This window comes from Ruminococcus flavefaciens, assembly GCF_900119075.1.
Classification (GTDB): Bacteria; Bacillota; Clostridia; order Oscillospirales; family Ruminococcaceae; genus Ruminococcus; species Ruminococcus flavefaciens_Q.
The window spans coordinates 120,165-133,459 of record NZ_FPIP01000009.1; the positions used below are offsets into that span (position 1 = coordinate 120,165).

The window sequence follows — 13,295 nt, forward strand, 5'->3', positions numbered from 1 at the left end:
TGATGTGATTAAAGCATTGAAGCTCTCAGCTCTTCGCCGCTGAGCTTTGAAAGATATGCAGGAGCGATATCGAATGCTGTCTTGCAGCCTGTAGCGCCCTCAGCCTTGAGTCTTGCAAGTGCTCTTGCATAGCAGATAAGTACGCTTGCTGTGAACTCAGGATTGGACTCAAGCTTAAGTGAGTACTCTATCATCTGGTGAGTCTTTTCGCCGTCGCCTGTGAGACCGCTTCTCATTACGAAGCCGCCGTGAGGCATCTTGTTGTGCTTAGCGTTGAACTCCTCTTCGCTGATGAAGTTTACTGTTGTATCGTACTCGTCGAAGTAGTTCTTCATTGTCTTGATGTCGTTCTCTATCTTAGCGAGGTCAGCGCCCTCCTCGGGAACTATCCAGCACTCTCTCTTGTGCTTCTGACGTGTTGTGAGCTCAGGCTGGCTGCCGCTGCGTACAGCGTCCATAGCTGCCTCTATCGGGATAGTGTACTGAATGCCCTTCTTAACGCCCTCAACGCGGCGGATAGCGTCGGAATGTCCCTGACTTACGCCCTTGCCCCAGAATGTGTAGCTCTTGCCGTTGGGGAGTATGCTCTCTGCGTAAAGTCTGTTCAGTGAGAAAAGACCGGGATCCCAGCCGAGGGAGATGAATGCAAGGTGACCGCTCTCCTTTGCAGCCTTGTCAACGTTTGCGAAGTGCTCGGGGATACGTGCGTGAGTATCGAAGCTGTCAATAACGTTGAAGAGCTTAGCCATTGCGGGAGTCTGCTTCGGAAGGTCTGTAGCGCTTCCGCCGCAGATTATCATAACGTCAATATCATTAGCCATTTTCTCAGCGTCAGCTATGCTGTAAACCTTAGCGCCTGCTGTGAGGGGCTTAACTGTTGATGGATCGCGGCGTGTGAAGATGCCTGCAAGCTCCATGTCGTCGTTCTGTCTGATCGCAAGCTCAACGCCTCTGCCGAGGTTGCCGTAGCCTGAGATGCCTATTCTTACTTTAGCCATAATAAATTCCTCCTTATATTACTGTGCTCGCCATTGAACACAGCCTAATGACATTATATCACCTTTTTTCAGAGTTGTAAAGCGGTAAATCAAAAAAATAACAGCTTTGCTGTTATTTTTTTAGCCGTCAGCCCTTAGCCATTAGCCTGTAGGGGGCGATGCCCACATCGCCCCGTGAGCATCTTATGACTTTTAACGGGCTGATGTGGGGGACTCCCTGCTAGGTATCAGCCCCTACAATGTTTGATTACTTTTTTATCGCAGTTGTTGCTTTTTAAGTGCTGATATGTTATAATTGATTCAGTTTATAATGGAGGTACATTATGAGAATAAGACACAAACCATGGGCAAAGCCAGAGCTTGAGGCTTGTCCCTTTTACATAAAAGAGCCTGCTCAGCAGAAAGGACACTGGACTGAGCTTTTTCCGGAGCCTGAAAAGCCCCTCTATGTGGAGCTTGGCTGCGGCAAGGGCGGCTTTATATCGCAGGCTGCTCCTGCGCACCCCGAGGCTAACTTCATAGCTATGGATATCAAGAACGAAATGCTCGTCCTTGCAAAGCGCAAGCTTGAAGCCGCTTACGAGGAAAAGGGGACAGCTCCCGACAATGTGCGAATAGCTATCCAGAATATCGAGCGACTGGAGCTTGCGTGGGACGAAAACGACCGCGCAGACCGTATCTATATCAATTTTTGCAACCCGTGGCCAAAGGCTAAGCACAAGAAGCGCCGCCTTACTCATACCCGTCAGCTGGTGAACTACAAGAAGTTCCTCCGCGGCGAGCTGTGGTTCAAGACCGATGATGACGAGCTTTTCGAGGAGTCCTTTGAGTACTTCGAGGAGGCAGGCTTCAGGATAAAGTACAAGACCTACGACCTCCACGCAGAGAGTCCATATGAGAATTTTGTAACGGAGCATGAGAAGATGTTCTCTGATGAGGGCAAGAAGATAAAGTTTCTCATCGCAGAGCCCATAAGGGAGGAAAAATAATGGAATTTCAGAAGGATTTCGGCATTATCCATGTTGAGGGCGGCTCCATGAAGACCGCAGGCAAGGGCGACCTGTCTGTTACCGAGGACGTTCCTCAGAATATCCGCACAAAAATCGATCCCGTGACCGTTGCCAAGACCGCTGCAAAGGCTGCTGCTCTTACGGGACTTGTGCTGCTCAAGCATAAGATGAAAAAGAAGAAAAAATGAGACATCTGGTGAATTGAGAATGTAGGGGCGGCGTTTCGCCGCCCGTTGCCATTTATCCGTTATCTTAATGCGGGCGCCGAAACGGCGCCCCTACAGAAAAAAGCGCAGAAGGTATTATCCTTGCTGCGCTGTGTTTTTATAGTATCCATGACATTTCTATACGATATCCTCGGGGGGCTGATTTTATGCCACTACCATTTTTTTCTTGCCCTTTTTGTTGCGCGGATACTCCTGTATACGGCTGATATAGTCGGTATTTACTATCTGCTTGTTGCCGTTTTTGTCCTCAAGCTCTATCCAGTTGTCCTCGATTTTTGTAACAGTACCCGTAACGCCTGTTGAGGAGGCTGTAGATATGATAACTTCCTTGCCGATATAGTTTTTTATAAGCTCATTCATGGTAAAAACTCCTTTTTTTCTTTTGATGCGGTTGTTTCGTGCGATCTTTGCCTGCATGATACGCCTTGCTCTCTGAGCAGGTATCACAAATAAGATGAAAAATATTATAAACCAGAACCACCAGTTGTTCATCAGATACCTCCTTGCGTATTGAATATAAGCAGCTGATATTACTGTTATAGTTAAATTATAGCACTTATATGCGGCGTTGTCAAGAATTGAGAATGCAGGGGCGCCGTTTCCGTGCCTTTAGCCTTTAGCTGTAGGGGCGCACACTGTGCGCCCCTGCCTGATGAAACAGCCCGAAAAAACAATGCAAAGGGTCGGGCGAACGATGTTCGCCCCTACAAATGGTTCATTAAGTCTTTCCGAGATTTGCGGACTGCCAAAGGCAGTCCCTACAGGCTAATGGGTAACGGCTAAGGGCTCGGGCGGATAATATCCGCCCCTACTATGCACTAATCACTAACAACTAATCACTGAATTAGTAAATAAATAATTATAATATGAAATCACTGGACAAATCTTTCACAATGTGATATAATAGATGTGTTAATTGATAAGCTACCCTTTAATTCGATCCCGTGAGGTCGGCAAGGCGCGTTCGTAAATACTGTAACTATAACTATAACTATAGCTATAACTATATGTATGCTCCCTGCCGCGGCGGGGAGCATTTTTTGTTGAATGGAGTGCCGCCTATGGAGCAGAAGCGCATTATAATGGACGATAAGGCAATTGCCCGTGCTATCGCCCGTATCTCCTACGAGATAATCGAGAGGAACAAGGGCACGGAGGACCTGTGCGTGGTGGGTATCTTCTCAAGGGGAGTCCCTCTTGGCAAGCGTATCGCCGATAAGCTCTCGGAGCTTGAAAAGAACGAGGTCCCTTTCGGTGCTCTGGATATCACGCCCTACCGCGACGACAGCAAGCACGGCGGCGCTGATGAAAGAACGGATATCCCTTTCGACATCACAGATAAGAACGTGGTCATCGTTGACGACGTTATCTTTACGGGAAGAAGCTCCCGTGCGGCTATAGACGCTCTTATAAAGCGCGGCAGACCGCGCTCCATACAGCTTGCGGTGCTGGTAGACCGCGGACACAGGGAGCTTCCCATACGTCCCGATTATGTGGGCAAAAATCTCCCCACCTCTCACAGCGAGGTGGTCAAGGTCTCTGCCATGGAGATAGACGGCAGCGACGGAGTAGCGATATACTGAATATACTTACTAACAGAAAGCGAGGAATCTATGTCATCTATCCTGATAAAGAATATCCGTGCAGTTGATAATGCTGTGGACATTACAACAGACGTACTAATCAAGGACGGCGTTATCGCTGAAATTGGCGAGGGCATAACAGCTTCCGCTGAGCAGACCATTGACGGAACGGGACTTGTGCTCATGCCGTCACTGTTCGATATGCACGTACATCTCCGCGATCCCGGCTTCACCCATAAGGAGGACGTGCTCACAGGCTGCGGTGCGGCTCTGGCAGGCGGAGTCACAGGCGTTCTTGCAATGCCGAACACTAAGCCGCCCTGCGATAACCCCGAGACTATACGCTACATCATCGACAAGGCAAATGGTACGGGAGTTGATGTTTATCCCGTGGGCTGTATTACAGGTGGAATGAGCGGCAACGGTCTCTGCGACTATGAAGCTCTCAAAGCCGCAGGCTGCATATGTATCTCCGACGACGGACGTCCCGTTGAGAATGCGGAGAATATGCGAAAGGCTCTTGAGCTCTCCAACGAGAACGGTCTGTTGGTGGCTTCACACTGCGAGGACCTGAGCATTATAAACGGCGGTATCATCAACAAGGGCGAGACCTCCGCAAAGCTCGGTGTCAAGGGCATGGACAGAGCTTCAGAGGACTACATAACCGCAAGAGAGATGATACTTGCTTCATCAGTTAATGCGAGAATACATATCTGCCACGTTTCCACAGAGGGCAGCGCGGCTATGATACGCTTTGCAAAGTCAAGAGGAGTAAAAGTCACCTGCGAGACTGCTCCCCACTACTTCATGCTGACGGATAAGCTGCTGGAGAAGCGTGACGCGGACTACCGCATGAATCCGCCGCTGAGGACTCCCGAGGACGTCAAGGCTATAATCGAAGCCGTAAAAGACGGCACTATAGACTGCATAATCACAGACCATGCGCCCCATGCCGCAGAGGAAAAGGCTGACTTCGAGAAGGCTCCCAACGGTGTTGTGGGACTGGAAACATCACTGGCGGCAACACTGACGGCTCTCTATCACACAGGGGAGATAGACCTGCATAAGGTAGTTGAGCTCATGTGCGTGAATCCCCGTAAGATACTGGGACTTGACATACCGAGTATAAAGGTGGGCAGCACTGCCGACCTTGTAATAGCTGACATAAATAAAAAATGGACAGTTGAGCCCGAGAAGCTCCACTCGAAATCGCATAATACAGTTTTCAAGGGCATGGAGCTCACAGGAAAGCCTCTCGTTACCATATCAAAGGGCGAGATAAGATATAATGAAATGTAATTACAGGAGGAGAAACTATGTCATTTGACAGACTTATCGACAAGATAATCGAAATGAAAAATCCTACGGTGGTAGGTCTCGATCCGAAGCTGGAGTACGTTCCCGAGTTTATCCAGCGCCGCTATCTGGACAGCGACGGCTGGACATTAAAGGCTGCTGCAAAGGCTATATTCGACTTCAATCAGGCTATCATCGACGAGATACACGATATCGTGCCTGCTATCAAGCCTCAGGCTGCTTACTATGAGATGTACGGTCACTACGGTATCAGAACTCTTGAAAAGACTATCCGCTATGCAAAGCTCAACGGTATGTTCGTTATGACAGACGGCAAGCGCAACGATATCGGTGCTACTATGGAGGCTTACACAAACGCTCACCTCGGTACAGTTACTATCGGCGGCAGCGATATCGAGCCATTCGGCGCTGACGCTCTCACAGTGAACGGTTACCTCGGTACAGACGGCATAGCTCCTCTCCTTAAAGTCTGCAAGGAGCGCGACAAGGGCATCTACGTTCTGGTAAAAACTTCCAACCCCTCATCAGGCGAGCTTCAGGACATGAAAATGGCTGACGGACGCACTGTATACGAGTGCATGGGTGATATGTGCGAGAAGTGGGGCGAGGATACACGCGGAAAGTACGGCTACTCCGCAGTAGGCGCAGTTGTAGGCGCTACATACCCCGAAATGCTCACAGAGCTCAGACAGAGACTTCCCCATACTATGTTCCTTGTTCCCGGCTACGGCGCACAGGGCGGCGGAGCTGAGGGCCTGAAGGGCGGCTTCGACGAGAACGGTCTGGGAGCTATCGTAAACTCCTCACGCGCAGTAATGTGCGCATACAAGAAAGAGGGCTGCGACGAGCACGAGTTCGCAAAGGCTGCAAGAAGAGAAGTTATCCGCATGAGAGAGGATATCTGCCAGTACATCAACTTGAAGTGATTAGTGCTTAGAGCTAAGAACTAAGAGCTAAGAACTAAGAGAGGTGCAAGAATGGAAAACTACAAGAAGCTGATAGTTTGGCAGAAGTCAATGCTGCTTGTTAAAGAGACATACAGACTTTTGCGCTTCATGCCTAAATATGAGAATTATTCATTGTCGGATCAGATGCGGCGTTCTGTTGTATCAATACCTTCAAATATAGCTGAAGGTGCAGGGAGAAACTCATCAAGAGAATTTGCACATTTTCTTTCTATCGCTCGTGGTTCAAGATATGAGCTTGAAACACAATTACTTATATGTATTGAATTGAATTATCTTTCAGAGGAGCAATGTAAAGAAGCATTTGCTCTGATAAATGAAGTCGGTACAATTCTTAATGGCTTCATAAAAAAATTAAATCTCCAATAACTAAGGTCTTAGCTCTTAGCTCTTAGATCTTAGTTCTTAGATCTTTTTTATACAATGGCGTATGGAAAAGATAATAAGCACCAATAATACGACCTCTAAAAACTAAAGGGAGGAATTTACAATGTCATTATTCAACATGGGAGAAAAAGCTTACCTTATGCTTGCCGACGGACAGGTGTTCGAGGGTAGGAGCTTCGGTGCCAAGGGCACTGTCATAGGTGAAGTCGTATTCACCACGGGAGTTACAGGCTATCAGGAAACTCTCACCGATCCCAGCTACTACGGACAGATAGTCACACAGACCTTTCCCCTTATCGGGAACTACGGTGTGAACTCTCAGGACAATGAGTCCGCAAAGTCCTATGTATCGGGATATATCGTTAGAGAGTGGTGCAACGCACCGTCAAACTTCCGCTGTGAGGGCAACATCAACGACTTCTTAAAGGAGCACAACATCGTCGGTATCAATAACATCGACACCCGCCGCCTTACCCGTACTATCCGTGAGGTCGGCGTTATGAACGGCGTTATCACCACCGAGGACGTTTACGCAAAGAAGGACGAGCTTCTCGAAAAGGTCCGCGCTTTCACGGTAAAGGACGCTGTAAAGGCTGTTACCAATACCGAGACTCTTACCTATGAGCCCGAAGAAAAGAAGCTCCGCGTGGCGCTCTTTGATTTCGGCTACAAGCGCAATATCAGACAGGAGCTTTTAAAGCGCGGCTGTGAGGTAATTGTAGTACCTGCCTATACAACTGCCGCAGAAATAAAGGAGCTTGCTCCCGACGGCATAATGTTCTCCAACGGCCCAGGAGATCCTGCCGAAAATGTTGAGATAATCGAGAATATCAAGGAGATACAGAAGCTGGGAATTCCGATATTCGGTATCTGTCTCGGCCATCAGCTCATGGCGCTTGCCAACGGCGGAAAGACCGAGAAGCTGAAATACGGCCACAGAGGTGCAAACCAGCCTGTTATCGACCTTGAAAGCGGTCTTACCTACGTTACCAGCCAGAATCACGGCTATGCAGTAGTAGGGGACAGCATTGATCCGTCGGTAGGTCATGTTTCCCATATAAATGCAAACGATAAGACCTGCGAGGGCATACACTATACCTCAGTCAACGCAAGAACAGTTCAGTTTCACCCCGAAGCACACGGTGGACCGCTGGATACAGCGTACTTGTTTGACGATTTTGTTGAAACAATGAGTAAGAAATAATTCAGTAGGGAACGGCGCCCTCGGCGTTCCGCAAAAGTGATATATTAAAGGAACGGCGAGGGCGCCGTTCCCTACAATACTACTTACTACTTATTTGGAGGTAATAGAAATGCCACTCAGAAATGATATAAAAAAGGTTCTTGTAATCGGCTCAGGTCCTATCGTTATCGGACAGGCTGCCGAATTTGACTACGCAGGCACTCAGGCCTGCCGCGCACTTAAACAGGAGGGACTTGAAGTAGTCCTCGTAAACTCCAACCCTGCTACCATTATGACCGATAAGGCTATGGCAGACAAGGTCTACATCGAACCCCTTACACTTGACGTTATCAAGCGTATCATTGAAATAGAAAAGCCCGACAGTCTCCTGTCCACCCTCGGCGGTCAGACAGGTCTTACACTGTCCATGCAGCTCGCAGAGGAAGGCTTCCTCGACAGCCACAATGTAAAGCTTCTCGGCGCAGACCCTGAGACTATCCACAAGGCTGAGGACAGACAGGCTTTCAAGGACACTATGGAGAAAATAGGCGAGCCCTGTATCCCGTCAAAGGTAGTTGAGACCGTTGAGGACGCAGTTGACTTCGCACAGGTGATTCACTATCCCGTTATTGTCCGCCCTGCATTTACTCTCGGCGGAACAGGCGGCGGTATCGCTCAGAACGAGGAGGAACTCCGCGATATCGCTACAAACGGACTTCGTCTTTCGCCTATCACACAGATACTTGTTGAGAAGTGCATAAGCGGCTGGAAGGAAATAGAGTTTGAAGTTATCCGTGACGCAAAGGGCAACGTTATCACAGTATGCTCCATGGAGAACTTCGATCCTGTAGGCGTTCACACAGGCGACAGTATTGTTATTGCGCCTGCTGTAACTCTCAGCGACAGAGAGTACCAGATGCTCCGTACAGCGGCTATCAACATCATCAAGGAGCTTAAAGTTGAGGGCGGCTGCAACTGCCAGTTCGCACTTCACCCAACAAGCTTCAAGTACGCCGTTATCGAGGTAAACCCAAGAGTTTCACGTTCATCTGCGCTGGCTTCAAAGGCTACGGGCTATCCTATCGCAAAGACTGCCGCTAAGATAGCTATCGGCTACACTCTCGACGAGATAATCAATCAGGTAACAGGCAAGACTTATGCCTGCTTTGAGCCTGCACTGGACTATGTTGTAATAAAGTTCCCGAAATGGGCATTCGATAAGTTCGTTTACGCAAAGCGTACCCTCGGCACTCAGATGAAGGCTACAGGCGAGGTAATGGCTATCGGTACAAGCTTTGAGCAGGCTATGATGAAGGCTGTCCGCTCTATCGAGCTTGGCATGGACACCATGAACCTGAAAAAGCTTGAAAAGCTCTCCACTGAGGAGATACGCGAGAAGCTCCACGTTATCGATGACGAGCGCTCATTCTGCGTATTTGAGGCGCTGAAGCGCGGCATAACTCCCGAGGAGATACATGAGATAACCATGATAGACAACTGGTTCCTCTATAAGCTCCTGAATCTTGTAGAGCTTGAAAAATGGCTCAGAGAGGGCGAGCTCACAGAGGAAAAGTACGATATCGCAAAGCAGTACGGCTACCTTGACAGCACTATCGAGCGCATATCGGGACAGAAGTGCCCCAAGCACAAGAGCGCCGTTTACAAAATGGTCGATACCTGCGCAGGCGAGTTTAAGGCTGAGACTCCTTACTTCTACTCCACATTCGACGAGGAGAACGAAGCAAAGCAGTTCATCGAGCGCACCGACAAGGGCAAGAAAAAGGTCATCGTATTCGGTTCAGGTCCTATCCGTATCGGACAGGGTATCGAGTTCGACTACTGCTCCGTACACTGCGTATGGACTCTGAAAGAGCTTGGCTACGAGGCTGTTATCTGCAACAACAACCCCGAAACCGTTTCAACCGACTTCGATACAGGCGACAGACTTTACTTCGATCCGCTGACAAAGGAGGACGTTCAGTCCATTATCGAGACCGAGCAGCCCTATGGCGTTGTTGTACAGTTCGGCGGACAGACAGCTATCAAGCTGACACGCTATCTCTCAGATATGGGAGTTCGTATCCTCGGTACTTCTGCTGACATGATAGACGCCGCAGAGGACAGGGAGCGCTTTGACGAGGTGCTTGAAAAGTGTGGTATACCGAGACCTGCGGGACATACAGTTATGAACACAGAGGAAGCTCTTGCAGCGGCTAATGACCTCGGTTATCCAGTGCTTCTTCGTCCGTCATATGTTCTCGGCGGACAGAATATGATAATCGCTCACTCCGACGCAGACGTAAAGGAGTATATGGGCATCATTATGAGCCACAACATCGAAAATCCTGTACTCATCGACAAGTACATGATGGGTACTGAGGTCGAGGTCGACGCTATCTGCGACGGCGAGGACTTCCTTATTCCCGGTATCATGGAGCATATCGAGCGTGCAGGCGTTCACTCTGGCGACTCTATCTCAATTTACCCTGCTCAGCACCTTTCTGAGCGTATCAAGCGCATAATCGTTGAGTATACAAGGCTTCTCTCCAAGGAACTCAACGTTATTGGTCTGGTAAATATCCAGTACGTCGTATACAATCACGAGGTATTCGTTATCGAGGTAAATCCACGTTCTTCAAGAACTGTTCCTTATATCAGCAAGGTTACGGGAATACCTATGGTGGATATCGCTACAAAGATAATGTTCGGTGCAAAGCTCAAGGATATGGGCTATGAGAGCGGACTTTATCCCGCAGGCGACTATGTTGCTGTTAAGGTCCCTGTATTCTCATTCGAGAAGCTGACTGACGTTGATACAATGTTGGGACCTGAGATGAAGTCCACAGGTGAGTGTCTCGGTATCGGCAGAAACCTCGAGGACGCACTCCTCAAGGGACTTATCGCCGCTGGCTTTGACCTGAAGCGTGAGGGCGGAGTTCTTATCTCTGTCCGTGACAGCGACAAGAGGGAGATACTTCCTATCGCGGACAAGTTCGAGCGTATGGGCTTCGAGCTCTATGCAACATCGGGTACACAGAGCGTTCTCCACAGGAACATGATAGCGGCAAACCTTGTCCGCAAGATTTCCGACGGTGAGCCAAACGTTGAGACTCTCCTTGACAGCGGCAAGATACATTATGTAATATCAACTTCCGCAAAGGGAAGACTTCCCGAGCGCGACAGCGTTAAGATGAGAAGAAAGTCCATAGAGCGTTCTATCTGTAGCTTAACTGCTGTGGATACGGCGAAATCGCTGGTAAAGGTGCTTGAATCGGGCAGAACTATCAACGACGTTGAATTAGTTGACATCACCAAGATATAAACCTGTAGGGGCTGGCGTCCTCGACAGCCCACAGCAGGGGCGGATATTATCCGCCCGAAGCTGTTAGCCGTTAGCCTGTAGGGGCGCACAGTGTGCGCCCGTGACATACACGCTTTTGTAGGGGCGACGGGACGCCGTCAATACACAAAATAACATAATACACTTACGGGGCGATGACCACATCGCCCCATACACTTCTTTTCTCAAAAGATACGGGCGCACACTGTGCGCCCCTACATTCTCAACTCTCAATTTTCAATTCCGAAAGGCGGTATTATGGATCACTTCAAGCTATGTTCAAACTACGCTCCCGCAGGCGATCAGCCACAGGCTATAGACAAGCTGGTAAACGGTATAAACTCGGGCAAAAAGGAGCAGATACTCCTCGGCGTTACAGGCTCGGGAAAGACCTTCACCATGGCAAATGTCATCGCCCGTGTGAACAAACCTACTCTCGTACTTGCCCACAATAAGATACTTGCGGCACAGCTATGCTCGGAGTTCCGCGAGTTTTTCCCCGAAAACGCTGTGGAGTACTTCGTATCCTATTATGACTACTATCAGCCCGAAGCCTACGTGCCAAGCACTGACAGCTACATCGAAAAGGACTCCTCCATAAACGACGAGATAGACAAGCTCCGTCACTCTGCTACAACGGCTCTTGCGGAGCGCCGCGACGTTATCATAGTTGCCAGTGTTTCATGCATTTACTCCCTCGGTAGTCCTGAGGAGTACCGTTCCATGTGCGTTTCCATACGTCAGGGCGCGGAAAAGCCCCGTGATCAACTCATTGCGGAGCTTGTGAAGATTCGCTATGAGCGCAATGACGTAGCCTTTGAGCGTAACCGCTTCCGCGTCCGCGGCGATGTTGTGGAGATATTCCCTGCAATGTCAACGGATACGGCTGTGCGAGTGGAGTACTTCGGCGACGAGATCGACCGTATCTCCGAAATAAACGTGATAACGGGGGAGGTCAAGGCGGTAGTTTCCCATGCGGCTATCTTTCCTGCTTCACACTATGTTGTGGGCGATGAAAAGCTTGAATCTGCTCTCACTGAGATAGACCGTGAGCTTGCGGAGCGTATCGATTATTTTAAGCAGAATAACAAGCTCATAGAAGCACAGCGTATCGAACAGCGCACACACTACGACATGGAAATGCTCCGCGAAGTCGGCTATTGCAGCGGCGTCGAGAACTATTCCCGTGTTCTTGCAGGCAGACCTGCGGGAAGTACTCCGCTGACTCTTATGGACCACTTCCCCGAGGACTTCCTCCTTATCGTGGACGAGAGCCATGTTACTCTGCCGCAGGTAAGGGCTATGTACGCAGGAGACCGAGCAAGAAAGACCACTCTTGTGGATTACGGTTTCCGTCTGCCCAGCGCTATGGACAACCGTCCGCTGAATTTCGACGAGTTCAATGCTCATATTCATCAGGCTATCTATGTCAGCGCGACTCCGGGACAGATAGAGCGCGAAAAGACCGACACTATCGTGGAGCAGGTCATTCGTCCTACGGGACTTGTTGATCCTGAGATAATCGTAAAGCCTACTCACGGACAGGTTGACGACCTGCTCTCTGAGATAAACGAGCGCGTTGAGCGTCATGAGCGTGTTCTGGTCACAACTCTCACCAAGAAAATGGCAGAGGACCTGACCTCATATTATGAGAAGCTGGGTGTAAAGGTGCGCTATCTTCACCATGATATCGATACTATCGAGCGTATGGAGATAATAAAAGACCTCCGCGAGGGCGTGTTCGATGTGCTTGTGGGAATAAATCTGCTCCGTGAGGGACTTGATATCCCTGAGGTAAGCCTTATAGTCATACTGGACGCCGACAAGGAGGGTTTCCTGAGAAGCGAGACCTCACTTATACAGACTATCGGACGTGCGGCGAGAAATGCTAAGGGACAGGTCATCATGTACGCCGACAGCGTTACGGGCTCTATGGAGCGTGCTATCACCGAGACCGAGCGCCGCCGCTCTCTGCAAATGGCGTTCAACGAGGAGCACGGTATCGTGCCGAAAACTATTATCAAGGACGTTCGCGACGTACTGGAGATAACCTCCAAGAACAAGGTGGAGGAAAAAACGAAAAAGAAGAAGCTTTCCGCAGCAGAGAAACAGCGCCTGATAGACAAGCTCACTGTGGAAATGAAGAACGCTGCGAAGCTGCTTGAATTTGAGCACGCAGCGTATCTCCGCGATAAGATAAAGGAATTACAGGAAAAATAATAATTTTGCGCTGTAAAACTATTATTTGAGCCATTAGCTATTAGCTTTGCAGGGGCGGCGGAAGG

Annotated in this window: 11 protein-coding genes; 9 read left to right on the forward strand and 2 right to left on the reverse strand. The window is 49.3% G+C overall.

Annotation, left to right across the window (positions count from 1 at the left end; genetic code table 11):
• Nucleotides 1-8 precede the first annotated feature (8 nt).
• On the reverse strand, nt 9-998 hold the full coding sequence (locus BT105_RS12385) for a diaminopimelate dehydrogenase (protein WP_028514619.1): 990 nt from the start codon (nt 996-998) through the stop codon (nt 9-11).
• Between the two features lie 323 nt (nt 999-1,321).
• Here BT105_RS12385 and trmB point away from each other — a divergent pair, with 323 nt between their 5' ends.
• Nucleotides 1,322-1,987, forward strand: a complete 666-nt coding sequence (gene trmB / locus BT105_RS12390; RefSeq protein WP_072301033.1) for a tRNA (guanosine(46)-N7)-methyltransferase TrmB — start codon at nt 1,322-1,324, stop codon at nt 1,985-1,987.
• Nucleotides 1,987-2,196 carry a hypothetical protein gene (locus tag BT105_RS12395; RefSeq protein WP_028514621.1) on the forward strand — a complete coding sequence of 70 codons (210 nt, stop codon included), beginning with the start codon at nt 1,987-1,989 and terminating at the stop codon, nt 2,194-2,196. Before trmB ends, BT105_RS12395 begins: the two co-directional genes overlap by 1 nt.
• A 183-nt stretch (nt 2,197-2,379) precedes the next feature.
• On the opposite strand, the gene BT105_RS12400 is transcribed toward BT105_RS12395, so the two are convergent.
• Nucleotides 2,380-2,727 (reverse strand): DUF6897 domain-containing protein, encoded by a 348-nt coding sequence (locus BT105_RS12400; RefSeq protein WP_072301034.1) that lies wholly within the window; start codon nt 2,725-2,727, stop codon nt 2,380-2,382.
• A gap of 569 nt (nt 2,728-3,296) precedes the next feature.
• Here BT105_RS12400 and pyrR point away from each other — a divergent pair.
• The 7 genes from pyrR to uvrB all read left to right on the forward strand — a co-directional run bounded on the left by pyrR (nt 3,297) and on the right by uvrB (nt 13,230).
• Nucleotides 3,297-3,818: a bifunctional pyr operon transcriptional regulator/uracil phosphoribosyltransferase PyrR gene (pyrR, locus tag BT105_RS12405; protein WP_028514623.1), complete on the forward strand. Its 522-nt coding sequence runs from the start codon at nt 3,297-3,299 to the stop codon at nt 3,816-3,818.
• A gap of 30 nt (nt 3,819-3,848) precedes the next feature.
• Nucleotides 3,849-5,117 carry a dihydroorotase gene (locus BT105_RS12410; RefSeq protein WP_028514624.1) on the forward strand — a complete coding sequence of 423 codons (1,269 nt, stop codon included), beginning with the start codon at nt 3,849-3,851 and terminating at the stop codon, nt 5,115-5,117.
• 17 nt (nt 5,118-5,134) lie between these two features.
• Nucleotides 5,135-6,061 (forward strand): orotidine-5'-phosphate decarboxylase, encoded by a 927-nt coding sequence (gene pyrF, locus BT105_RS12415; protein ID WP_028514625.1) that lies wholly within the window; start codon nt 5,135-5,137, stop codon nt 6,059-6,061.
• A 51-nt stretch (nt 6,062-6,112) separates the two neighbouring features.
• Entirely contained in the window at nt 6,113-6,469 is a 357-nt protein-coding gene (locus tag BT105_RS12420; RefSeq protein ID WP_072301035.1) for a four helix bundle protein, read from the forward strand.
• A 121-nt stretch (nt 6,470-6,590) separates the two neighbouring features.
• Entirely contained in the window at nt 6,591-7,691 is a 1,101-nt protein-coding gene (locus BT105_RS12425) for a carbamoyl phosphate synthase small subunit (RefSeq protein WP_072301036.1), read from the forward strand.
• 109 nt (nt 7,692-7,800) lie between these two features.
• On the forward strand, nt 7,801-10,992 hold the full coding sequence (carB, locus tag BT105_RS12430) for a carbamoyl-phosphate synthase large subunit (protein ID WP_072301037.1): 3,192 nt from the start codon (nt 7,801-7,803) through the stop codon (nt 10,990-10,992).
• A gap of 276 nt (nt 10,993-11,268) precedes the next feature.
• Nucleotides 11,269-13,230, forward strand: coding sequence for an excinuclease ABC subunit UvrB (uvrB, locus tag BT105_RS12435; protein ID WP_072301038.1), 1,962 nt, complete (start codon nt 11,269-11,271; stop codon nt 13,228-13,230).
• The last annotated feature ends 65 nt before the right edge of the window (nt 13,231-13,295 follow it).

Excerpts from the sequence above, each read along its gene's own strand:
- BT105_RS12395 (WP_028514621.1), top strand. The coding sequence starts at position 1,987 with ATGGAATTTCAGAAGGATTTCGGCATTATCCATGTTGAGGGCGGCTCC.
- trmB (WP_072301033.1), top strand. The coding sequence starts at position 1,322 with ATGAGAATAAGACACAAACCATGGGCAAAGCCAGAGCTTGAGGCTTGT.
- pyrR (WP_028514623.1), top strand. The coding sequence starts at position 3,297 with ATGGAGCAGAAGCGCATTATAATGGACGATAAGGCAATTGCCCGTGCT.
- carB (WP_072301037.1), top strand. The coding sequence starts at position 7,801 with ATGCCACTCAGAAATGATATAAAAAAGGTTCTTGTAATCGGCTCAGGT.
- BT105_RS12385 (WP_028514619.1), bottom strand. The coding sequence starts at position 998 with ATGGCTAAAGTAAGAATAGGCATCTCAGGCTACGGCAACCTCGGCAGA.
- BT105_RS12420 (WP_072301035.1), top strand. The coding sequence starts at position 6,113 with ATGGAAAACTACAAGAAGCTGATAGTTTGGCAGAAGTCAATGCTGCTT.
- BT105_RS12410 (WP_028514624.1), top strand. The coding sequence starts at position 3,849 with ATGTCATCTATCCTGATAAAGAATATCCGTGCAGTTGATAATGCTGTG.
- BT105_RS12425 (WP_072301036.1), top strand. The coding sequence starts at position 6,591 with ATGTCATTATTCAACATGGGAGAAAAAGCTTACCTTATGCTTGCCGAC.
- pyrF (WP_028514625.1), top strand. The coding sequence starts at position 5,135 with ATGTCATTTGACAGACTTATCGACAAGATAATCGAAATGAAAAATCCT.
- BT105_RS12400 (WP_072301034.1), bottom strand. The coding sequence starts at position 2,727 with ATGAACAACTGGTGGTTCTGGTTTATAATATTTTTCATCTTATTTGTG.
- uvrB (WP_072301038.1), top strand. The coding sequence starts at position 11,269 with ATGGATCACTTCAAGCTATGTTCAAACTACGCTCCCGCAGGCGATCAG.